Source organism: Salinimicrobium tongyeongense (assembly GCF_026109735.1).
Lineage (GTDB): Bacteria > Bacteroidota > Bacteroidia > Flavobacteriales > Flavobacteriaceae > Salinimicrobium > Salinimicrobium tongyeongense.
On the sequence record NZ_CP069620.1, the window covers coordinates 3,452,860 to 3,474,577 of the forward strand.

Genomic DNA, 21,718 nt, shown 5'->3' on the forward strand with positions numbered 1-21,718 from the left:
GATAAATCGTGACTATTGGAAACAAAAAATGGCAAGCTACCCACATCACACCGCTACGACCGCTTACCCTTGCTGCGTTCCCGCCCTGGGGGATTCAGCAGGAGCTGGTTGTGTGGGACTTGCCGGGGCAAATATACAACCTTTCATGCTTTTTGCAAGTAATTTTTAAGCCGAATTCTTTAAATTAGCTTCCATAAAAATTACTGTGAAACATGAAGGTATATAACCCTCTCTTTTTGATGACATTGAGTGCAATCCTCCATTCCTGCGGAAGCGACTCCAATGAATCAGAAAATAATTATTCGTTACAAATTGAAGAAAACAAGAAAGAATTTAAGCTGGGAGAAAGCCTGCAGGCGCAGGTAAACGGCGAAAAAGATTCTGTTGTATACTTTCTGGGAGAACAACGCCTGGCAAAAACCCTGGGCGAAGAACCCCTTAACCACACTTTTAATGATGAAAAGCTGGGCAAATGGCAGCTTACCGCCCGTATCTACCATAATAATGAGACCAGTGAAAAGCAACAGGAAATTACCCTTTTTAACAACGCTGCCCCTGCCACTTATACTTACGAGATCATTAACAAATACCCACACCAGGCCGATGCCTACACCCAGGGCCTGGAGTTCTATAACAGTAAACTCTACGAAAGTACCGGCCACTACGGGAGTTCATCCCTAAGGCTGGTTGATTTGGAAACCGGCGAGGTACAGCGTAAGATCGATATCCCTTCTCAATATTTTGCTGAAGGAATTACCATCTTAAACGATAAGATCTACCAGCTTACCTGGAAAGAAGGCGTGGGTTTTATTTATGATGTTGATACTTTTGAAAAGGCAGGCGAGTTTAAATATGAAAAAAGTAAAGAAGGCTGGGGGCTGGCAAATGACGGCAGTATGCTGTACAAAAGCGATGGTACCGAAAAAATATGGTTTTTAGATCCTGCTTCCCCCTCCTTGCCCGAAACAGATTTTATCCAAACCGTTACAAATCGTACCATTGCCACGCAGCTCAACGAACTGGAATGGGTTGAAGGAAAGATCTACGCCAACACCTATCAAAAAGACGGGGTTGCGATAATTAATCCTGAAAATGGCGCCATAGAAGGAGTGATCAACTTCTCTGGTCTGCGCGACCAGCTTGGCAACACTCCCGATCTTGACCCGGTGAACGATGTGCTCAACGGCATTGCATATGACCCGGTGAGCAAGAAACTTTACGTTACCGGGAAAGACTGGGACACCCTTTTTGAAGTAAAAATAATTAAGAACTAATGGTAGTACCAGCAGAAATATACACCCACAAAAGAACGGTTTCAGAAGAAGACCTTGACGACCTCAACCATGTAAACAACGTGCGTTATGTGCAGTGGATACAGGATATTGCCAAGGAGCACTGGGAAGTAAGAGCGACAGACCAGTTAAAAAAGGACTTTATCTGGGTGGTGATCCGCCATGAAATAGATTACAAAAAACAGGCTTTTTTGGGAGATGAACTCATTATTGAAACCTACGTGGGAGAGACCACTTTTGTCACTTCGGAAAGGTTTGTCAACATCAAAAGTGCTAAAAGCGGAGAGATCTTAGTGGCCGCAAAATCCATGTGGTGCCTGCTTGATGCCAATTCGAAGAAACCCACCAAAATCACCGAAGACCTGCGCACGGTTTTCCATAAAAGAGAATAACACGCTCGATTTTCAGCTATTCACGACTGCTTCGGAAGGAAATAAGGAAGTCTTTAACTATTCCCAACTGCAATTCCGTGGAAATATTATAGTTTCAGGAACAACGTTATCTAGGGAAGGAGTCAAAATCGCTTCGACTGCCTAACGGAAGGCAGGCTGCAAGGATCTAGAGCCAGAACTTTGCCCCCATTGATTAAAACAATTTTCAATTCTGGTTCAGAAATTAAGTTTCCCTATTTCAGAAACTGAAAGCCACCTTTCCACACCTTTAAATGAGGCCATAATATTAGTGTATTCGTGGCCTTAGCTCCTGTATATTATTTAATAGGACAACACTACTACTTCAGAAATAAAAAAACGCTGCCCAAAAATCCCATTTTTGAGACCTAAGGCAGCGTTATATTTAATTTTTCAGCTTATTCTTACATTTGAAAGAGAGGCCTGCCCTGCATAAGGTTAATCACATCCTGTCTTACAGCTTCCAGCTTCTCGTCATCCTGGTAATTGGTGATCACGCGGTCAATAAGGTCAACGATGGTATCCATATCGGCTTCTTTGAGCCCGCGGGTAGTGACCGCCGGGGTTCCAATCCTTATTCCTGAAGTTACAAAAGGAGACTTATCGTCAAATGGCACCATATTTTTATTTACAGTAATGTCGGCTTTTCCAAGAGCTTCTTCGGCTTCTTTTCCTGAAATATTTTTATTGCGCAGGTCGATAAGCATCATGTGGTTATCGGTTCCTCCCGAGATCACCTGGTAATCTTTTTTCATAAAGGATTCGGCCATACGTTTGGCGTTTTTCTTGACCTGTACCGTATAATGAAGGAACTCATCGGTAAGGGCTTCCCCAAAAGCCACAGCCTTGGCTGCGATGATATGCTCTAAAGGCCCACCCTGGTTTCCGGGGAACACTCCGCTATTAAGCAGCATAGACATCTTTTTAGGGCTTCCGTTCTTAAGGGTTTCACCAAAAGGATTGTCAAAATCTTTTCCCATCATAATAATCCCGCCGCGAGGCCCTCGCAGGGTTTTATGAGTGGTTGAGGAAACGATGTGGCAATGAGGAATAGGATCACTTAGCAAACCTTTTGCTATAAGCCCGGCCGGGTGTGCGATATCTGCAAAAAGAATTGCCCCCACACTGTCGGCGATTTCTCTAAAACGCTTGTAGTCTATTTCACGAGAATAGGCCGAGGCACCGGCAATGATCATTTTAGGCTTTTCTTTTTCAGCTATTTTTTGAACTTCATCATAATCTATAAGTCCGGTTTCTTTATCTACTCCGTAGAAGACAGGATTGTAAAGTTTTCCGGAGAAATTAACGGGAGAACCGTGAGTTAAATGTCCGCCGTGAGAAAGGTCAAACCCAAGAAATTTATCGCCGGGTTTCATACAGGCATGGAAAACGGCGGTATTGGCCTGAGATCCGGAATGCGGCTGTACGTTGGCATATTCGGCGTTAAAAAGCTCTTTTAATCGCTCTATTGCCAGGTTCTCTACCTCATCTACCACGTCACAGCCCCCGTAATACCTTTTTCCGGGGTAGCCCTCGGCGTATTTATTGGTAAGCACAGAACCGGCAGCTTCGAGCACCTGTTCACTTACAAAGTTTTCACTGGCAATTAGCTCTAAACCATTTAGTTGCCTTTCCTTTTCTGCGTCAATTAAATCAAATAATTCGTTATCCCGTTGCATATGCATTTTTTACGTTAAATAATACTCAAAAATAGCAAATACATTCGGTTCTTATAAAGAAAATAATATATTTGGTTCGAATTGATTTTAACAAAATACCAACATTTATTATGTCCATTACAGCTAACGACCCTACACGAAAAACCTGGCTGGAAGTACCCGAAAACTCTGATTTCCCCATACAAAATATACCCTTTGGAGTTTTTCTTACAAGAGATGATATTATCACCATTGGAACCCGTATTGGAGATACCGCTATAGACCTTGGTGCCCTGCACCAGCTGGGTTATTTTGAAGGTATTCCCCTTACTGATGATATTTTTCTTCAGGATACGCTGAACGATTTCATCTCTGACGGAAAAAAGACCTGGCGACTTGTAAGGAACCGTATTGCTGAAATTTTTGACAGTAGCAATGATAGCCTGCGTGATAATGAAGAACACCGGCAGGTGGTTCTCTTCACGCTAGATGAGATTGAAATGCAAATGCCGGTACAGGTTGGCGATTACACCGATTTTTATTCGAGCAAAGAGCACGCTACCAATGTGGGCACCATGTTCCGTGATCCCGATAATGCACTACTGCCCAACTGGCTTCACATTCCTGTGGGTTACCACGGAAGAAGCTCTTCAATTGTTCCCAGTGGCATCCCCATTCACCGCCCACAGGGACAAACCAAACCTAAAGATGCCCCCGAGCCTGTATTCGGGCCGTCACAACGAGTAGATTTTGAACTGGAAATGGCATTTATTACAACCGATGCCAACCACCTGGGAGAACCCATTCCTATTGAAGAAGCCGAAGATTATATTTTTGGGATGGTACTCTTTAATGACTGGAGCGCCCGCGATATTCAAACCTGGGAATATGTGCCCCTGGGGCCGTTCCTGGCCAAGAACTTTGCTTCTTCCATTTCTCCATGGATTGTTACTTTAGACGCCCTGGAGCCATTTAGGGTAGAAAGCCCGAAACCCGAAAAGGAACTATTGCCTTACCTGCAATCTACAGGAAAAAAGAGCTTTGACATTGAACTGGAAGTTTTCATTCAGCCTGAAAACGCTGAAGAGACCCAGGTTTCCCAGTCTAATTTTAAATACATGTACTGGAATATGAGCCAGCAGCTCGCCCACCACACCGTGAACGGCTGCCCCGTATTATCGGGAGACATGATGGGATCGGGAACCATTTCGGGACCCACGCCAGATTCTTACGGATCTATGCTGGAGCTTTCCTGGAAAGGCGAAAAACCCGTAAAATTATCTAACGGCAGCACCCGCACCTTTATTGAAGACAACGACACGGTAATTATGCGCGGATTTTGTAAAGCTGATAATTACAGAATAGGTTTTGGAGAGGTAAGCACAAAATTACTTCCGGTTTTTGAACCTAAGAAGAAATAATTTCCGATAATTCCTTCATATAAATAGAGCCGCAAAAATGACTTTTGCGGCTCTTATTTTTTCAGAAAAAGCTTTGGCTTTACCTGCGCTCTTCCCTACTGCTGCGATCTTCCCTGTTTCGGTCGCGGTTCATGTCTCTTTCTCTTTCGGCATCTTCCTGCCTTTGCTTATCGCGATCACCTGCAGCCTGTTGCGCCGGATTCCATCTTTCTTCCTGATGGCGCCTTTGCTCTTCATTGTGATCCCTGTTGCGATCTTCTCTTCTCTCTTCCATAATACAGTTTTTTTAGGTTATTGATACAGTTTAAATATAGCCACAACAAAACTATATAACAAACTGATTACAAAACCTTTAACTCGATTTTATCGATTCCTCATAATTGAGAAATATTTAACCTAAAGCTGATCTTTTACCTGCTGCACTTCTATGGAATGATGGGAAGCATGCTGCACCACTTTCCTGTCTTTCAAAATGATCATTTGCGGACTTTCATGCCTCACGTTAAACCTATTTGCCACTTCATTCGAAATATCGCGATTCGCCAGAAGATCGAGAAAATACAACTTTAGCCCGTCATCTTTCTTCAGGTCATAATTGCGTTCAAAATTGTTCAGCACCATCCTGCTTATCCCGCAACGGGTAGAATGTTTAAAAATCACCACCGTTTTAGATTCAGATTCTTTTTCAAGCTCAGTGAGTTGTGCCTTTTCAGTAAGTGCATGCCATGGCACCTCCTCAATTTCCTTCTTCACTATATCTCTTTCACTCTTAAATACTTTATCAAATAAGCCCATTCTCTACAATTTTAATTTCACTTCTTACACCCTGTAAAATAACAAAAAGCATTGGTCTTTTCGGCAAAAAACTCAAAGTTTAGTATATTTATAAGAGACAAAACGTCATCCTGTTTAGCCATAAACCAGTCATTTTGTCGGCAGCAGGCTACTGGTACATGCTTTGCTAAACCTCAGTAAAAAGAACAGTTATGAACTTGAATAATTTTACAATTAAAAGTCAGGAGGCCATTCAGCAGGCCCAGCAGCTGGCTCAGGAATTAGGACATCAGCAAATAGAGAACGAGCATATATTTAAAGCCATTACCACGGTAGACGAGAATGTAACTCCTTTTCTTCTGAAGAAGCTCAATATTAATGTAGGCCTCTTTCAGCAGATCCTCGACAAGAGCCTTCAGAATTTTCCGAAGGTAAGCGGCGGAGACATCATGCTCTCGCGTGAAGCCTCTAAAACCCTGAACGATGCATCTTCCGTAGCGAAAAAAATGGGAGATGAGTACGTTTCTGTAGAGCATTTGATTTTAGCCATTTTTGGATCCTCCAGTAAAGTAGCCCAGATCATGAAAGACCAGGGCGCGACCGAAAAAGGGTTGAAAGCGGCTATTCAGGAACTTAGAAAAGGAGAAAAAGTCACTTCCCAAAGTGCCGAAGAGACCTATAATTCTTTAAATAAATACGCAAACCATCTCAATAAGCTGGCCGAGGAAGGTAAACTTGACCCTGTAATTGGGCGTGACGAAGAGATTCGCAGGGTGCTGCAGATCCTTTCCCGAAGAACCAAGAACAACCCAATGCTGGTGGGAGAACCCGGAGTTGGTAAAACCGCCATTGCCGAAGGCCTGGCCCACCGAATCATTGCAGGTGACGTGCCCGAAAACCTCAAGGAAAAGCAAATCTACTCCCTTGATATGGGAGCACTCATAGCCGGAGCAAAGTATAAAGGAGAATTTGAAGAAAGGCTGAAAGCAGTGATTAAGGAAGTGACTTCAAGCGAAGGAAACATTGTACTCTTTATTGACGAGATCCACACGCTTGTGGGTGCCGGTGGCGGCCAGGGCGCCATGGATGCTGCCAATATTTTAAAACCTGCCCTGGCCCGCGGTGAATTACGTGCAATTGGCGCCACCACACTTGATGAATACCAGAAATATTTTGAGAAAGACAAGGCCCTGGAGCGACGTTTTCAAAAAGTGATGGTAGACGAACCCGATACCGAAAGTGCGATCTCAATTTTACGCGGGATCAAGGAAAAGTACGAAACCCACCACAAGGTGCGCATCAAAGATGAGGCGATCATCTCGGCAGTAGAATTATCTCAACGCTATATCACGAACCGTTTTCTGCCCGATAAAGCCATAGACCTCATGGATGAAGCAGCCTCAAGGCTAAGAATGGAGATCAATTCAAAACCCGAAGAACTCGATGTGCTCGACAGAAAAATCATGCAGCTTGAGATCGAGATGGAGGCTATTAAACGCGAAAATGACGAGAACAAGCTGAAAGCTTTGAGAGCCGATCTTGCCAATTATAAAGATGAGCGCAATGAACTGCACGCCCAGTGGAAGAACGAAAAAGAAGTTGTAGACAATATCCAGACGGCTAAATCTAATATTGAAAATTACAAACTTGAGGCCGAACGTGCCGAAAGAGAAGGCAACTACGGAAAAGTAGCCGAACTACGCTACGGTAAGATCAAGGAAGAACAGGAAAAGCTGGCAGAGCTTCAGAAGCAACTGGAAGAAAATCAGCAGGGAAAATCTTTGATAAAAGAAGAAGTCACCAATGAAGATATTGCTGAAGTTGTAGCCAAATGGACCGGAATTCCCGTGACAAAAATGCTGCAGACCGAGCGCGAAAAACTCCTGAAACTGGAAGATGAACTCCATAGAAGGGTGGTAGGCCAGGATGAGGCCCTACAGGCCGTAAGTGACGCCGTGCGCAGAAGCCGTGCAGGTTTACAAGACCAGAAAAAGCCTATAGGGTCTTTCCTGTTCCTGGGAACTACCGGAGTTGGTAAAACCGAACTAGCCAAAGCCCTTGCCGATTACCTTTTTAACGATGAAAGTGCAATGACCCGTATTGATATGAGCGAATACCAGGAGCGCCATGCGGTGAGCAGGCTTGTTGGTGCGCCTCCGGGATATGTGGGCTACGATGAAGGCGGGCAGCTTACCGAGGCTGTTAGGAGAAAACCTTATTCTGTGATCCTTCTCGATGAGATAGAAAAAGCCCATCCCGACACCTTCAACATTCTGCTACAGGTACTTGATGAAGGCCGGCTCACCGATAACAAAGGGCGCCTGGCCGATTTCAAGAACAGCATTATCATCATGACCTCAAACATGGGTTCGCATATCATTCAGGAGAAATTTGACACTGTGAAGGATATAGACACCGCCATGGAAAGCGCAAAAGTTGAAGTGCTGGCACTGCTAAAACAAAGCGTGCGGCCAGAATTCATCAACAGGATAGATGATATCGTGATGTTCACACCGCTTACCCGGAAGGATATCAAACAAATAGTGGGCCTCCAAATGAAAGGTGTAACCAAAATGCTTGCGAAACAGGGCATTACCCTTGATGCAACAGAAGAAGCCATTTCACACCTGGCCACCAGAGGCTTTGATCCTCAGTACGGGGCAAGGCCGGTTAAGAGAACGCTGCAAAAAGAAGTGCTTAACAAGCTTTCAAAAGAAATTTTGAGTGGAAAGATCCATACCGACAGTATTGTGCTACTCGATGCTTTTGACGAAGAACTGGTGTTCAGAAACCAGGAAGAAATTGCCCAATAAGACACTATCCCGTAAAGTGTGTAAGTTTAAATAAAGGGGTTTGACTTTTTATCTAAAGTTGAACCCTTTCTTCGTATATAGTCAAGAACTGATTGAGGACGATTCCCCAGTTTCTAATAGGCACTGACCATTTTTTGGTTGCTTCCCTCAGAGCCAAATATACAGATTTCATTACAGCATCATCGGTTGGGAAGGATAATTTGTTTTTAGTGTACTTTCTGATCTTCCCGTTCAGATTCTCAATAAGATTGGTGGTATAAATAATTCGTCTGATCTCCAGCGGGAATTCATAAAAGACGGTAAGGTCTTCCCAGTTGTCTCTCCAGCTTTTTATTGCATAAGAATATTTGGAGTTCCATTTGTTAGCAAAATCCTCTAGAGCAGCTTCTGCGGCTTGTTTAGTAGGTGCATCATAAATGAGCTTCATGTCTTTGGTAAAGGCTTTTTTATCTTTCCAAACTACATATCTACAGGCATTTCTGATCTGGTGCACTACACAAATTTGGGTTTTAGACTGTGGAAAAACATTTTTGATGGTATCGGTAAATCCATTGAGGTTATCGGTAGCAGTGATTAAAATGTCCTCAACTCCCCGAGCTTTCATATCTGTCAATACGCTCATCCAGAAGGCTGCAGATTCATTCTTTCCAAGCCAAAGACCAAGAACTTCCTTTTTACCATCTCTTTTGAGACCTACAGCTATATAAATCGTCTTGTTGACTACTTTGGAGTTCTCTCGTACTTTAAAGACGATTCCGTCCATCCAGACAATCAAATAAACGGGCTCTAAAGGACGATTTTGCCAGGCAACGATATCATTGCTGATTCGGTCTGTAATTCGGGAGATAGTAGAAGTAGAGACATCAAAGCCATACACCTCAGAGATTTGTTCTTCAATATCACTATTGCTCATTCCCTTGGCATACAGCGATACAATGACATTTTCGATGCCATCAATCATGTTCTGCCGCTTGGGAACGATCATAGGATTAAAGGATCCATCCCGGTCCCGGGGAACCTTTACAGTGTCTTCACCAAAAGAACTCCGAACCTTCTTTTTAGTATAGCCATTCCTGGTATTTCCAGATCCAGACTTCTGGTGCTTATCATAATCCAAATGGCCATCCAGTTCACCTTCAAGCATTTTCTCCAATCCACGTTTTTGAAGTTGCTTGAGAAAACTACTAAGTTCTTCTCCTGATTTAAACTGTTTTAAAAACTCATCATCGAATAGATCTTCTTTTTTCATTACTGTGTAAATATTAGTGCCTGGAATTTGCAGGCAAGGTTAAAAAAATATGGGCGTTCGCAAACCCCCATATTTTCTACTTACACATTTTTTGAGATAGTCCCTCCAATAACAAGAAAGGCCCCAAAAATTCGTGGCCTTTCTTATTTTTCGGAAAGATCTTACCACCTGTCAATTTCCCGCTTCAAATCTTCCTTGCTGCGGCCCGTTTTTTCCTGTAGCCTTCCCAGCATTTCATCAAATCTTCCTTCGCGGTAGGTCACATCATCATCGGTAAGGTCACCGTATTTTTGTTTAAATTCACCTTTGATCTGTTTCCATTTTCCTTCAATTTGATCCTCATTCATAACCTTAATTTTAGTTGTTCCCTTCGAAAGTAGCTAAACTACGGCTCGCCTGCCATTAAAAAAGTCCTATTTTGCTCTTAAGAATTTGTTATTTTTATCGGCATGAAAAAAGCATTTCTCTTAGTTTTTACTGCCGCAGCATTCCTTAGCTGTAAAAGTTCCCGAACAGGAAGTACCTCAAATGTACAGGTCAGGTTTTTAGACGATTACAATATAGCCAACGAGCTTAGCGTGAAAGGCACCGAGGTGGGAGGCCTTTCGGGCATAGATTACCAGGAAGGGAATTTCTATATGGTGAGTGACCAGCCTTCTGCACCACGCATCTATATTGCCAACCTGAGCCTTTCCGAAGAAAAGATCGATACCATAGTTTTTTCTGACGTAATCCTGATAGATAAAGAGCATGTAAGCCTTAAAGGCCAACACTTAGACCTGGAAAGCATCCTCTTTGAGGCTGAAGAAGGAAATTTTGTGCTCTCCAGCGAAGGGAATATTAAAAAGAAAAAAGACCCTATGTTGTTTAGGGTGTCAAAAAAGGGGGATTATATCGACTCTTTTGCAGTACCTGAAAATCTTTTAGCTGAAAGTGTCAAAAAACCGAGAAATAACGGAACTCTTGAGGGCCTTGCCACTTCTTATGATCAAAAAGGGATATGGGCTGCCATGGAACTGCCTTTGGTGACCGATGGGCCAAAACCCAAGCTCTACGCTACAAAATCACCCGTACGAATTACCTATTTTGACAAAAAAACCGGAGAACCCGTAAAGCAGTTTCCTTATAGATTAGAAGGCATTGCCAAAATTCCGTGGTTGTATTTCGCAGTAAACGGGGTAACCGATCTTTTGGAGTACGCACCAGATAAATTCCTTATCCTGGAACGCGGGTTTGCAGCCGGTCATGGTCAAAAAGGCAATACCGTGAGGATCTTTGATGTAGATGCCAGCCTGGCCACAAATACTTTAGACATCAATAACCTAAGGGTTTCTTTCAATAATCCGGCAAAAAAGACCCTGCTGTACGATTTCAAATGGGCAAAGAAGTTCCTGAGCCAGGAAATTATTGACAATATTGAAGGCATCACGTTTGGCCCTACACTCCCAAATGGCAATCAAAGCCTTATCCTTATTTCCGATAATAACTTCAACTCCATGGGGCCGCAACTCAACCAGGTCATCCTCATGGAATTTGTGCCAAAAAAGTAAGATATGCGCAGCTTTTTCATTCTTATAATTTCGGTGTTATCTTTAGGAGGTACTTCTGTTAATCCCAAAGAACCAGCCGTGCAGGAAGCAATTACCCAGTACTATTTTATTCGGCACGCCGAAAAGGATGCAAGCAATACGCAAGACAGAGATCCACAACTTTCTGAAGCCGGGGTGAAAAGGGCAGGCAGGTGGGCCAAAATTTTTTCGGAAGTGGAGTTTGATGTCATTTTTTCAAGCAATTACCATCGCACCATGAATACTGCCAGGGCCGTGGCCGATACACAGCAGAAAAAAATTGAAATCTATGATCCTAAAAAACTGAATGATCCCGAATTTCAGAAGAAAACAAAAGGAAAAACAGTGCTTGTGGTGGGCCACAGCAATACCAACCCGGCATTTGTAAACCTGCTGCTTGGAGAAAATAAATATCGGGACCTTGATGAAAAAGAATACGGCAGCTTGTTCCTTGTGACCATCTCCCCGGGGGCGGGAAGACTTCCGAGCTGCTTTACATCAACTAAGGCGTCAAAAATGCCATTTTAAAAGCTCTTTCTGAATACTATACGCCATTAAAGTCTTTTTAGCTACTGCGCCTGCAGCAGGTTTCTGTTATTTTACAGCCTGCTCGGTTTTACGGGTTTTGCCTTTGCCTAAAGGTTCAATTTGCTCCTGAAGGAAGCTATTTTTAAATGGAAGTATACTTCAGCTTACTTTAATTTTGCAGTATTTTGAGGAAAATGGAATATTTACCGCTTTAAAAGACTGCTGAAAAAATGTGAGCACCTTCGCTGTAATTTCTGAAAATCACTCCTGAATTTCAACCTTCAGAATTTCATTTTCAATCTGGGAGACCTTCGTCAATTGGCCTTTTTGGAACATGGCATCGAGCTCTTCGAGCGGGGCAGAAAGATCATCGGTCTTGTAATTTTCATAATCTACAAACCTTATCCCGTTGACCATCCTGGGGTTTACCGCCTTTCTAAACCTTATTCCGCCGTCGTTCACAAAAAACCGATACGCCAGGTAATCTATGGTAAAATCGTCTTTTTCAACCCAGTACATGTACACATCTTCATGATCTGCTCCCCCGCCCTGCTGCTCAAAAGTCACTTTCACCTCATGGTATATTTTACCGTTGATGGTATCCTGCCCCACCAGTTCTTTGATCACCGCATCATCATTCAGCCGAAAAGGCAGCTGCACAAAATAATGTACTGCATTCACACTTTCGGCGTAAGCTTCAGCAAGAGAATCGGATAAACGTACTTGTTCTTCTTCCTGAAATCGGGTAAAGCCTTCATTGTTCAGCACGTCGTAATAAGTGGTATTGGTGGAGTCGGTAATTTCGCGGGTGAGTTCAAATTGCCCGTTATTAAGGCTGCTCGAGTACAGGTTCTTTCGGAAGCGGAATTCAATCTTTGCTTTTTTATACTTTTCTCCTCCGGCCTTTTCTATAGCCTGGGCTATGATCTTATCGGCTTCAGATTGGTGAGCCTTTTCATTACAGGAAACCAGGACCAAAACAAAAAGCAGTAAAAAATATTTTTTCATGGTGGGGCATTGTAAAAAAACAAAAATACCTAATCTACTGCTCAAACTGAAATTAAACTCCGGCTTTTAAGATTTCCCTAAAAGCACCGGAAATTCGCTAAAGCTTGCTATTTTTGTTCACATGAAGAACAATATCAACATTAAGAACCGGAAAGCAAAGTTCGAATACGAAATTCTCGACAAGTATATTGCGGGAATTAAACTTGCCGGTACCGAGATCAAAGCGATAAGGGAAGGAAAAGCCTCTATAGCCGAAAGTTTTTGTGAGTTCTCCAACCAAGAATTATTCGTGATCAATATGACGGTGCAGGAATACTCTCACGCTACCTACTTTAATCACGACCCCAAACATGCCCGAAAACTCCTGCTTAACCGACGGGAATTGAAAAAGCTCGAGAAAGAAGTGAAAAATTCAGGGTTGACCATTGTTCCCCTGCGCCTCTTTATCAATGACCGCGGACTCGCAAAAATGCAGATCGCCCTTGCCAAGGGTAAAAAGCTCTACGATAAGCGCGAAACCATCAAAGACAGGGAAAGCAAACGCAGATTGGATAGAATTCAGAAGGAGTACAAATAAAAGTTATGAGTTTAGAGTGCAGGGTTAGGAGTTTAAAAATCAAAATTCAAAATCCAAGCACCAAATTCCAAGCACCAAATCCCAAGCACCAAATTCCAAGCACCAAATCCCAAGCACCAAATTCCAAGCACCAAATTCCAAGCACCAAAATCCAAATAGATTTAAGGTTCAAGTTATTTTCTCAAGCTACTGCCTACTGAATACTGAGCACTGCCTACTAAATTGTTGTTTCCCGCAGATCAAGCAGATATTCGCAGATCCAAAAGTCCTGATTCTTGATTCTTGATTCCTGGTTCTTGATTCTTCTACTTGCCCATTGTGAACCGATCACTGAGCACTGCCTACTAAATTGTTGTTTCCCGCAGATCAAGCAGATATTCGCAGATCTAAAAGTCTTGGTTCTTGGTTCCTGGTTCTTGATTCTTCTAAACTGCCTACTGAATACTGAGCACTGCCTACTGAATACTGAGCACTAATTCCGGTCTTCCAGCAAGGGTACAAACCTGAAGTTCCCGAATTCAGTTTTTTCGAATTCAGTTTCAGATTTTCTTTCCAAAAGTGTCATTATCTGCGTGTCTTTTCCCACGGGAATAACCATTCGCCCCCCCACTTTTAACTGACTCAACAATGGCTTCGGAACAAAAGGGGCTCCGGCAGTGACAATGATCCTGTCAAAAGGGGCATAATCGGGCAGCCCTTTGTAACCGTCACCAAAGGCCAGGTATCTTGGGCGATATCCTATTTTTGAAAGGAAGAGCTTGGTGCGCTTGAACAATTCCAATTGGCGCTCAATACTGTAAACTTTTGCACCCAGCTCACAGAGAACGGCAGTTTGATAGCCACTGCCGGTACCAATTTCCAGTACCATATCCCCTTTTTTGACCTGTAATACTTCTGTTTGAAACGCCACGGTGTAGGGCTGGGAAATAGTCTGATCGGCAGCAATGGGAAAAGCCTTGTCCTGGTACGCATGATCTTCAAAGCTGCTGTCCATAAACAAATGCCTCGGAATTTTTTTGATGGCATCAAGCACCTTTTCATCCTTAATGCCTTTGCCTTCCACGACCTTTGCCAGTTGCAACCTCTTTCCCTGATGTTTAAGCGTATCCTTTCGCACCTTTTAACTTTTGGTGGCCAAAATTACATAAAGATTACCTCAGGTTAAAGAAAATTTGGGTTTAGCCGCTTTTATTCGCCCGCAATTGGCATTGGCTTTAGTGCAAGAAATGTTATTTTTGTTGAAAACCATTTATTATGCTCAAAGCCGGCGTCCTGGGTGCAGGACACTTAGGAAAAATCCATCTGCGTTTGCTCCAGGAATCTGAAAAATATGAACTTGTGGGCTTTTATGACATAGATGAGAACAGTGGCCGCAAGGTTCAGGAAGAGTTTGGATACAAATATTTCAACAATTTAGACGATCTCATAGCTGCCGTAGATGTGGTTGATGTGGTGACCCCTACCCTTTCTCACTTTGAAGTGGGCCAAAAGACCATAAAAGCAGGAAAACATTTATTCATAGAAAAGCCTATTACCAACACCGTAGAAGAGGCCGAACAGCTGGTTAAACTGGCAAAAGAATACAATGTAAAAGGCCAGGTAGGCCATGTAGAACGATTTAATCCCGCTTTCCAGGCGGTTGCAGATAAGTTTGAGAACCCTATGTTCATTGAAGCCCATCGCCTTGCGGAATTTAATCCGCGCGGAACAGATGTGCCGGTGGTGCTCGACCTTATGATCCATGACATAGATGCCATTTTAAGCGTGGTAAAATCTGAAGTTAAGGAGATACAGGCCAGTGGAGTTTCGGTTATTAGTGACACTCCCGATATAGCCAATGCGCGGATTCTTTTTGAAAACGGCTGTGTTGCCAACCTAACAGCCAGCAGGATCTCCCTTAAAAACATGCGCAAATCCCGCTTCTTTCAACGTGACGCTTACATCTCGGTCGATTTTCTCGAAAAGAAATGCGAGGTCGTAAAGATGAAAGATGCCCCTGAAGTTCCCGGGGATTTTGATATGATTCTTCAGAATGCCGAAGGTCTTAAAAAACAGATCTATTTTGACAATCCGGAAGTGAACCCGAATAATGCCATTTTAGACGAACTAAATTCTTTTGCCGCCGCCATTGAGAACAACACCACGCCAATTGTGAGCCTTGAACAGGGCACCCAGGCACTGCGTGTGGCAAAACAGATTATTAACTCATTTAACTAATATCATTTATGAAAAATATTGCAGTTATTGGTGCAGGAACCATGGGAAACGGAATTGCCCATACTTTTGCCCAGTTCGGTTATAAAACAAACCTTATAGATATTTCAGAAGAAAGCCTGAAGAAAGGGATGAAAACCATCTCGGGCAATCTTGACCGCATGCTTTCCAAAGAAAAGATCTCTGAAGACGATAAAACAAATACCCTCAACAACATCACCACTTTTACCCAGCTTGAAGAAGGAGTAAAAAACGTTGATCTTGTAGTTGAGGCCGCAACAGAAAATGTTGATCTTAAACTGAAAATTTTTAAGCAGCTGGATGAATTTTGCTCTTCGGAAACTGTACTTGCATCAAACACTTCTTCCATTTCCATTACCAAGATTGCTTCAGTAGTTTCAAATCCTGAAAGGGTGATTGGGATGCACTTTATGAACCCGGTGCCGGTGATGAAGCTGGTGGAGATCATTCGAGGTTATAACACTAGTGACGAAGTGACCTCCAACATCATGGAGCTGTCAAAAAAGTTTAAAAAAGAACCTGTTGAAGTAAACGATTATCCGGGTTTTGTGGCCAACCGCATTCTTATGCCCATGATCAATGAATCTATTGAAACCCTTTACAATGGCGTTGCAGGGGTTCAGGAAATTGATACGGTAATGAAGCTGGGCATGGCGCATCCTATGGGGCCGCTACAGCTTGCCGATTTTATAGGGCTTGATGTTTGCCTCTCTATTCTTGAGGTGATGTACAGCGGCTTTAAAAATCCGAAATATGCGCCCTGTCCCCTCCTGGTGAACATGGTACAGGCCGGGAAGCTTGGCGTGAAATCGGGGGAAGGATTTTATGACTATTCCGGAAGCAGGAAAGCCGAAAAAGTTTCCAGCCAGTTTTCCTCTTAAAAATGGCATTTTTAAAACCTATTTAATCAGCAGCATTTGGCAAAAATAATTCCTTTCAGGGCTGTGCGGCCTTCGCGGGATAAGGTGGGCCTTGTAGCTTCGAGGCCTTACCAGGAATATTCGGTGGAAGAAGTGAGGTTTCAGCTGGAGCACAATCCTTTTTCTTTTCTGCATATCATCAACCCCGGTTATAAATTTCAGAAGGAAATTTCGGGCAGTGAGCGGTTTCAGCTTGTAAAGAACAGGTACCTCGAATTTAAAGAAGAGGAAGTCTTTATTCAGGATGAAAAACCGGCATATTACATCTATAAAACCATTTCCCGGCACCAGGCCTACTGCGGAATTATTGCGGCCACCAGTGCGCTCGATTACGAGAACAATGTGATCAAAAAGCACGAGGACACCATTTCCCACCGGGAACAACTTTTTAAAGACTACCTGAAAACGGTTGGTTTCAACACCGAGCCTGTGCTGCTCACCTATCCCGACAGCCCTGTGATCAACGAAATCACTACTACAGTAATGCAGGAGCGGCCAGAGTATGAATTCTCTTCTCTGAACCGCGATATACATTACATGTGGATAGTAGATGATCCTGAAAAAACAGAGCTGATAAGAAGAGAATTTGACCGTATGGCGGCAGTTTATATCGCCGATGGCCATCACCGCAGTGCTTCCTCCTGGCTTCTGGCAAAAGAATCCCGTGAAAAGAACCCGAACCACACGGGGGAAGAACCTTACAACTTCTTCCTGAGTTATATGATCGCCGAAAGCAACCTGAAATTGTACGAATTCAACAGGCTGGTGCGGGACCTTAACGGACTTGGAAAAGAGGAATTCTTAATTCAGCTAGACGAATGGTTCCGCATTGAGAATAGGGGCACGCAGTTTTACAAGCCCTCTAAAAAACACCATTTTTCGATGTACCTGGATGGGGAATACTACTCGCTGTACCTGCGCCGTACCAATTATGAATTTACCGATTCGCTGAGTGCCCTTGATCCTTACATTTTGTTTATTAAGGTGCTAAGGCCTATTTTAAACATCACAGACCTTAAAAACGATCACAGAATCTCTTATCTTCCCGGAAGAAATGAAACTTTTGACGTAAAAAAGGCTGTAGATGAAGGCGAATTTGCCGTTGGTTTCGGGATGTTGCCTTTAACCATTGAAGAAATAAAGCAAATTGCAGATGCCGGGTTGACCATGCCGCCAAAAAGCACCTGTATTGAGCCAAAACTAAGGAGCGGCCTTACCGTTTATGAATTTTAGAGCTATGAACATTGCAGAGAACATCAAATCATTTAAAGCAGAAATTCCTGAAGAAGTGACTTTGGTTGCGGTTTCCAAAACCAAACCCGAAAGTGACATTTTAGAGGCCTACAACGCCGGACAAAGGGTCTTTGGTGAAAATAAGATCCAGGAAATGACCGAAAAATGGGAAAACCTGCCTAAAGATATCAAATGGCACATGCTGGGCCACGTGCAGCGCAACAAGGTGAAATATATGGCAGAATACGTAGACCTTATTCATGCCGTAGATTCCCTGAAATTGCTGAAGGAAATTGAGAAGCAGGCCAAAAAGTACGACCGAACCATAGAGTGTCTTCTGCAAATAAAGATTGCCGAAGAAGACACTAAATATGGAATAGATGTTGATGAAGCAGAGAGCATACTACAGTCACAAGCTTTTCGCGAGATGACTCACGTTAAGGTGGTTGGGTTAATGGGAATGGCAACCCTTACCGAAAAAGAAGAGAAGATTAAAAAGGAATTTAGTTATTTAAAGACTACTTTTGATAATTTGAAATCCAGATATAATTTCCTAAATACTTTATCAATGGGCATGAGCGGCGACTACAAGATCGCTATTGACTGTGGGAGCACGATGATAAGAGTGGGAAGCGCCATTTTTGGCGAAAGAAATTACAATTAAGAGCACATAGCAGTTGTACGCAGTTTTAGACATAGAGACTACCGGAGGGAAATACAATGAAGAGGGAATAACAGAAATCGCTGTCTATAAATTTGACGGCCACAAGGTCGTTGATCAATTCATTAGCCTGATAAATCCCGAAATACCCATTCAGCCTTTTGTTGTTGGCCTTACCGGCATTAACAACGATATGCTCAAGAGTGCCCCAAAATTTTTCGAGGTGGCCCGGCGTATAGTGGAAATTACAGAAGGTGCTATTTTGGTAGCGCACAATGCCAAATTTGATTACCGAATCCTTCGAACAGAGTTCCGCAGGCTGGGCTTTGACTATGAAAGGCAAAGCCTGTGCACCGTAGAACTTTCCCAAAAATTGATTCCCGGCCTGCCCTCCTACAGCCTTGGCAAGCTGGTGAGGTCACTTGGCATTCCTTTGAGTGACAGGCACCGGGCTACCGGCGATGCCCAGGCCACGGTAAAGCTCTTTAAGATGCTGCTGGCCAAAGATTCAGAAAAAGAGATTTTAAAGAGTTCGGTTCGCAATGCACCAAAGCTGAAGATGAGCACCAAACTGGTACAGCTGCTCGATGAACTGCCGTCTATCACCGGGGTTTATTATCTTCACAATGAAGATGGCGACATCATCTTTATTGGGAAAAGCAAAAACATCAAGAAAAGGGTAAACCAGCATTTTACGAGCGACAACAAGAAATCGCGGGAAATTCAGAAAGAAGTCGCATCGGTGAGCTATGAAGCCACAGGAAATGAACTCAATGCATTGCTTAAGGAAAATGAAGAAGTAAAGCGCAACAAGCCCAAATTCAACAGGTCTGCGAAGCGTACTTTATTTTCCCACGCCCTTTATCAGGCTACAGATAAAGAGGGTTTTATCCATTTGCGCGTGGGCAAAATTGACGGCAGGAAAAAATATATCACTGCTTTTACCAACCTGCAGCAGGCAAAATCGGCTTTAGAAAAGATCCTTCAGGAATACGAGTTGTGCCAGAGATTTACCGGTCTTTACGACGGGAAGGGCAGCTGCTTTAACTACAGCATGAAAGAATGCCGCGGCGCCTGTGCGGGAGAAGAAAATGCTTCAGAATACAATGAGCGCGTAAAAAAGGTGCTGGAAACCTACAGCTATGAGAACCAAAATATGCTGGTTATTGACCGCGGAAGAGATTTGGATGAAAAGAGTGCATTGCTGGTAGAAGAAGGTGAATTTAAAGGAATTGGATACTTCAACCTCAACCATCAGTTGAACAATATGGAAATTATTAAATCGATCATTACCCCCATGAAAAATGATCGCGATGCCCAGCAAATCATTCAGAATTATTTGAGGAAGAACCATCGTTTAAAAATCATACATCTTCATCCGCATGAATAAATATCTACTGCTCCCAATTCTTTTATTTTCAGCAGCACTTTCTGCCCAGGATCTTTTCAACACTCAGAACCTGAATGTATCTTTTAACGAACTTAAGGCGACAGCCTACAGTAAAGACTCTACCGCAAATGCCTTTTACATCTATGAAGATGGCTACAGCCGCTTCGAGTCTTCAGGAGATTACAACCTTCTTACCGACTATAAAGCAAAGATCAAGATCCTGAACAAAGAAGGTTTTCCTCATGCCAGTGTGCAGATAAAACTTTTTAAGGGGAAAAATGGAGAGGAAAAGATCCACAAGCTTAAAGCTACCACCTATTACCTGGAAAATGGGAAACAACAGGTTCGCAACCTCGATCCTGCTCTCATTTATACTGAAGAAAATCCTGAATACAATATTGTAAAATTTACTTTTCCCTCGGTGCAACCGGGAGCAGTCCTGGTATATTCATATCAAAAGGAATCTCCTTATTATTTCAATTTCGAAACCTGGTGGTTTCAGGAAAGCATTCCTAAAATATATAGTCGCTACCTTGCCGATATTCCGGGGAATTACAGGTATCACATAAAAAAAATAGGAGAACAGCCGCTTGATGTGGAGAACAATGAGATTCAAAGAGACTGTTTTTCTATTCAGGGAGTTGCAGGGCAGGCCGACTGTAGCCGGTCTGAGTATGTGATGAAAAATATTCCTGCCTTTAAAGAAGAGGAATACCTTACTTCTAAGTTCAATTTTATTTCGCGTATTGAATATGAGCTTGAGGAGGTACTTTACCCTGACGGCCGGGTGAAAAAATTCACTAAATCCTGGAAAGATGTTGATCGCGAACTCAAAAATGATAATGACCTGGGGAAACAACTTAGAAAGACTAAATGGGTACGCGAGGTCCTTCCGGAAAGTATAAGCAGTAAAGCTAACAACCTTGAAAAAGCGCAGGAGATCTTCGAGTTTGTAAAAAGTAATTACAAATGGAACGGTGACTACCAAATCTACAGAAATGTGAGTATTAAGGAACTCCTTGAGGAGAAGACCGGCAATGTTTCGGCTATTAACATCCTGCTCCACAACCTTTATATCGAAGAAGGTTTTAATGTTCTTCCCGTATTAAGCTCTACCCGGCAAAATGGCATGCCCACCCAGTTATATCCGGTACTTTCCGAATTTAATTACCTCATGGTGCAGCTTGAGATTGACGGAAAGACGTTCCTGCTCGATGCTACCGAAAAAAATACTGAATTTGGTGTTATTCCTTTTCGCACTCTAAACAAGTATGGAAGGCTACTGGACTTTGAGAACGGTAGCAGCTGGATAGATATAGAACCGGAAGTCTACTCCACTATCACTATTCAGGATTCTATAAAGCTAAACAGCAACGGAACCACTACAGGAAATTCAATTCATAATTTTTCGGGCTACCACGCACTTGCAGTCAGGAATAAACTGGATGAGATCCAACCCGAAGAAATCTTTCAGTCCCTTACAAATGCTAATTCCCATACCAGAAGTCTTATAGCAGTTCCTGAAAATGTAGAGAACCAGGTAAACATCACTTTTAACCTTCATAACTCCAGTCAGAAGATCAACGACCTCATCTATGTTAATCCTTTCAGTTTTAAGTTTTTCAAAGAAAACCCCTTTAAGCTAAAGGAGAGAACCTACCCAATTGATTTCGGCTATAAAGATATTTACACCTACAATATAAGCCTTGTTATACCCGAGACATACGAATTCGTTGAATTTCCCGAGAACAGGAGAATAATTCTTCCGGAAAAAGGGGGTTCCCTACAATTCCTGACTCAAAAGGTAAATGATCATTCTGCAATGATACACTGCAGAGTATCATTTCCTCACTCTGTTTACAGCGCTGGCTTCTATCCCTATTTCCAGAAGTTTTTTTCGGAGCTACTTAATATACAGGAACAGTCAATAATTCTGGTAAGGGAAAAGAAAAAAACTTAAGTTTTCATAGTCGCAAAGCTT

At 42.8% G+C, this 21,718-nt stretch carries 20 protein-coding genes and 1 other RNA gene; 13 read left to right on the forward strand and 8 right to left on the reverse strand.

Annotated elements, in window-relative coordinates:
• Positions 1-26: 26 nt before the first annotated feature.
• Positions 27-125: signal recognition particle sRNA small type (ffs, locus tag JRG66_RS15310), an RNA gene on the reverse strand.
• An 87-nt stretch (positions 126-212) separates the two neighbouring features.
• On the opposite strand from ffs, the gene JRG66_RS15315 reads away from it, so the two are divergent.
• Positions 213-1,274, forward strand: a complete 1,062-nt coding sequence (locus tag JRG66_RS15315; protein ID WP_265163629.1) for a glutaminyl-peptide cyclotransferase — start codon at positions 213-215, stop codon at positions 1,272-1,274.
• Positions 1,274-1,684 (forward strand): acyl-CoA thioesterase, encoded by a 411-nt coding sequence (locus tag JRG66_RS15320; RefSeq protein ID WP_265163630.1) that lies wholly within the window; start codon positions 1,274-1,276, stop codon positions 1,682-1,684. The genes JRG66_RS15315 and JRG66_RS15320 overlap by 1 nt, the downstream gene beginning before the upstream one ends.
• 422 nt (positions 1,685-2,106) lie before the next feature.
• Here the strand turns inward: JRG66_RS15320 and glyA are convergent, their stop codons facing one another.
• Positions 2,107-3,381 (reverse strand): serine hydroxymethyltransferase, encoded by a 1,275-nt coding sequence (gene glyA / locus JRG66_RS15325; protein ID WP_265163631.1) that lies wholly within the window; start codon positions 3,379-3,381, stop codon positions 2,107-2,109.
• Between the two features lie 110 nt (positions 3,382-3,491).
• Here glyA and fahA point away from each other — a divergent pair, with 110 nt between their 5' ends.
• The gene (gene fahA / locus JRG66_RS15330; protein ID WP_265163632.1) at positions 3,492-4,781 is read left to right on the forward strand and encodes a fumarylacetoacetase; all 1,290 of its coding nucleotides are present in this window, start codon (positions 3,492-3,494) and stop codon (positions 4,779-4,781) included.
• 79 nt (positions 4,782-4,860) lie between these two features.
• On the opposite strand, the gene JRG66_RS15335 is transcribed toward fahA, so the two are convergent.
• Both JRG66_RS15335 and ytxJ read right to left on the reverse strand, forming a co-directional pair.
• Positions 4,861-5,055: a hypothetical protein gene (locus tag JRG66_RS15335; protein ID WP_265163633.1), complete on the reverse strand. Its 195-nt coding sequence runs from the start codon at positions 5,053-5,055 to the stop codon at positions 4,861-4,863.
• A gap of 122 nt (positions 5,056-5,177) precedes the next feature.
• Positions 5,178-5,576: a bacillithiol system redox-active protein YtxJ gene (ytxJ, locus tag JRG66_RS15340; protein ID WP_265163634.1), complete on the reverse strand. Its 399-nt coding sequence runs from the start codon at positions 5,574-5,576 to the stop codon at positions 5,178-5,180.
• A 191-nt stretch (positions 5,577-5,767) separates the two neighbouring features.
• Here ytxJ and clpB point away from each other — a divergent pair, with 191 nt between their 5' ends.
• Positions 5,768-8,368, forward strand: a complete 2,601-nt coding sequence (gene clpB / locus JRG66_RS15345) for an ATP-dependent chaperone ClpB (protein ID WP_265163635.1) — start codon at positions 5,768-5,770, stop codon at positions 8,366-8,368.
• Positions 8,369-8,420: 52 nt separating this feature from the next.
• Here the strand turns inward: clpB and JRG66_RS15350 are convergent, their stop codons facing one another.
• A complete protein-coding gene (locus JRG66_RS15350; RefSeq protein WP_265163636.1) occupies positions 8,421-9,617 on the reverse strand; it encodes an IS256 family transposase in 1,197 nt (398 codons plus the stop codon).
• Between the two features lie 161 nt (positions 9,618-9,778).
• Positions 9,779-9,964, reverse strand: a complete 186-nt coding sequence (locus JRG66_RS15355; protein ID WP_265163637.1) for a CsbD family protein — start codon at positions 9,962-9,964, stop codon at positions 9,779-9,781.
• Between the two features lie 102 nt (positions 9,965-10,066).
• Between JRG66_RS15355 and JRG66_RS15360 the strand changes: the two genes are divergently transcribed.
• Both JRG66_RS15360 and JRG66_RS15365 read left to right on the forward strand, forming a co-directional pair.
• Positions 10,067-11,167 carry an esterase-like activity of phytase family protein gene (locus JRG66_RS15360; protein ID WP_265163638.1) on the forward strand — a complete coding sequence of 367 codons (1,101 nt, stop codon included), beginning with the start codon at positions 10,067-10,069 and terminating at the stop codon, positions 11,165-11,167.
• Positions 11,168-11,170: 3 nt separating this feature from the next.
• The gene (locus JRG66_RS15365) at positions 11,171-11,713 is read left to right on the forward strand and encodes a SixA phosphatase family protein (RefSeq protein WP_265163639.1); all 543 of its coding nucleotides are present in this window, start codon (positions 11,171-11,173) and stop codon (positions 11,711-11,713) included.
• Between the two features lie 261 nt (positions 11,714-11,974).
• On the opposite strand, the gene JRG66_RS15370 is transcribed toward JRG66_RS15365, so the two are convergent.
• A complete protein-coding gene (locus JRG66_RS15370; RefSeq protein WP_265163640.1) occupies positions 11,975-12,721 on the reverse strand; it encodes a DUF6503 family protein in 747 nt (248 codons plus the stop codon).
• A 121-nt stretch (positions 12,722-12,842) separates the two neighbouring features.
• Between JRG66_RS15370 and smpB the strand changes: the two genes are divergently transcribed.
• Positions 12,843-13,298 carry an SsrA-binding protein SmpB gene (gene smpB, locus JRG66_RS15375; protein WP_265163641.1) on the forward strand — a complete coding sequence of 152 codons (456 nt, stop codon included), beginning with the start codon at positions 12,843-12,845 and terminating at the stop codon, positions 13,296-13,298.
• 472 nt (positions 13,299-13,770) lie between these two features.
• On the opposite strand, the gene JRG66_RS15380 is transcribed toward smpB, so the two are convergent.
• Positions 13,771-14,415, reverse strand: coding sequence for a protein-L-isoaspartate(D-aspartate) O-methyltransferase (locus JRG66_RS15380; protein ID WP_265163642.1), 645 nt, complete (start codon positions 14,413-14,415; stop codon positions 13,771-13,773).
• A gap of 137 nt (positions 14,416-14,552) precedes the next feature.
• Between JRG66_RS15380 and JRG66_RS15385 the strand changes: the two genes are divergently transcribed.
• From JRG66_RS15385 to JRG66_RS15410, 6 genes are read left to right on the forward strand one after another with little or no spacing between them, the layout of a single operon-like run.
• The gene (locus JRG66_RS15385; RefSeq protein ID WP_265163643.1) at positions 14,553-15,515 is read left to right on the forward strand and encodes a Gfo/Idh/MocA family protein; all 963 of its coding nucleotides are present in this window, start codon (positions 14,553-14,555) and stop codon (positions 15,513-15,515) included.
• An 8-nt stretch (positions 15,516-15,523) separates the two neighbouring features.
• Complete coding sequence (locus JRG66_RS15390) at positions 15,524-16,414, forward strand: 3-hydroxybutyryl-CoA dehydrogenase (RefSeq protein ID WP_265163644.1); 891 nt, start codon at positions 15,524-15,526, stop codon at positions 16,412-16,414.
• Positions 16,415-16,450: 36 nt separating this feature from the next.
• Positions 16,451-17,686 (forward strand): DUF1015 domain-containing protein, encoded by a 1,236-nt coding sequence (locus tag JRG66_RS15395; protein ID WP_265163645.1) that lies wholly within the window; start codon positions 16,451-16,453, stop codon positions 17,684-17,686.
• Positions 17,687-17,690: 4 nt separating this feature from the next.
• Positions 17,691-18,350 carry a YggS family pyridoxal phosphate-dependent enzyme gene (locus tag JRG66_RS15400; RefSeq protein ID WP_265163646.1) on the forward strand — a complete coding sequence of 220 codons (660 nt, stop codon included), beginning with the start codon at positions 17,691-17,693 and terminating at the stop codon, positions 18,348-18,350.
• A 13-nt stretch (positions 18,351-18,363) separates the two neighbouring features.
• Positions 18,364-19,737 (forward strand): exonuclease domain-containing protein, encoded by a 1,374-nt coding sequence (locus JRG66_RS15405; RefSeq protein ID WP_265163647.1) that lies wholly within the window; start codon positions 18,364-18,366, stop codon positions 19,735-19,737.
• A complete protein-coding gene (locus JRG66_RS15410; protein WP_265163648.1) occupies positions 19,730-21,697 on the forward strand; it encodes a DUF3858 domain-containing protein in 1,968 nt (655 codons plus the stop codon). The genes JRG66_RS15405 and JRG66_RS15410 overlap by 8 nt, the downstream gene beginning before the upstream one ends.
• Positions 21,698-21,718: the final 21 nt, after the last annotated feature.

Coding starts and splice junctions, on each gene's coding strand:
- JRG66_RS15335 (WP_265163633.1), bottom strand. CDS start 5,055: ATGGAAGAGAGAAGAGAAGATCGCAACAGGGATCACAATGAAGAGCAA.
- JRG66_RS15410 (WP_265163648.1), top strand. CDS start 19,730: ATGAATAAATATCTACTGCTCCCAATTCTTTTATTTTCAGCAGCACTT.
- glyA (WP_265163631.1), bottom strand. CDS start 3,381: ATGCAACGGGATAACGAATTATTTGATTTAATTGACGCAGAAAAGGAA.
- JRG66_RS15400 (WP_265163646.1), top strand. CDS start 17,691: ATGAACATTGCAGAGAACATCAAATCATTTAAAGCAGAAATTCCTGAA.
- JRG66_RS15390 (WP_265163644.1), top strand. CDS start 15,524: ATGAAAAATATTGCAGTTATTGGTGCAGGAACCATGGGAAACGGAATT.
- JRG66_RS15315 (WP_265163629.1), top strand. CDS start 213: ATGAAGGTATATAACCCTCTCTTTTTGATGACATTGAGTGCAATCCTC.
- JRG66_RS15320 (WP_265163630.1), top strand. CDS start 1,274: ATGGTAGTACCAGCAGAAATATACACCCACAAAAGAACGGTTTCAGAA.
- JRG66_RS15350 (WP_265163636.1), bottom strand. CDS start 9,617: ATGAAAAAAGAAGATCTATTCGATGATGAGTTTTTAAAACAGTTTAAA.
- clpB (WP_265163635.1), top strand. CDS start 5,768: ATGAACTTGAATAATTTTACAATTAAAAGTCAGGAGGCCATTCAGCAG.
- smpB (WP_265163641.1), top strand. CDS start 12,843: ATGAAGAACAATATCAACATTAAGAACCGGAAAGCAAAGTTCGAATAC.
- JRG66_RS15355 (WP_265163637.1), bottom strand. CDS start 9,964: ATGAATGAGGATCAAATTGAAGGAAAATGGAAACAGATCAAAGGTGAA.
- ytxJ (WP_265163634.1), bottom strand. CDS start 5,576: ATGGGCTTATTTGATAAAGTATTTAAGAGTGAAAGAGATATAGTGAAG.
- JRG66_RS15360 (WP_265163638.1), top strand. CDS start 10,067: ATGAAAAAAGCATTTCTCTTAGTTTTTACTGCCGCAGCATTCCTTAGC.
- JRG66_RS15385 (WP_265163643.1), top strand. CDS start 14,553: ATGCTCAAAGCCGGCGTCCTGGGTGCAGGACACTTAGGAAAAATCCAT.
- JRG66_RS15365 (WP_265163639.1), top strand. CDS start 11,171: ATGCGCAGCTTTTTCATTCTTATAATTTCGGTGTTATCTTTAGGAGGT.
- JRG66_RS15370 (WP_265163640.1), bottom strand. CDS start 12,721: ATGAAAAAATATTTTTTACTGCTTTTTGTTTTGGTCCTGGTTTCCTGT.
- fahA (WP_265163632.1), top strand. CDS start 3,492: ATGTCCATTACAGCTAACGACCCTACACGAAAAACCTGGCTGGAAGTA.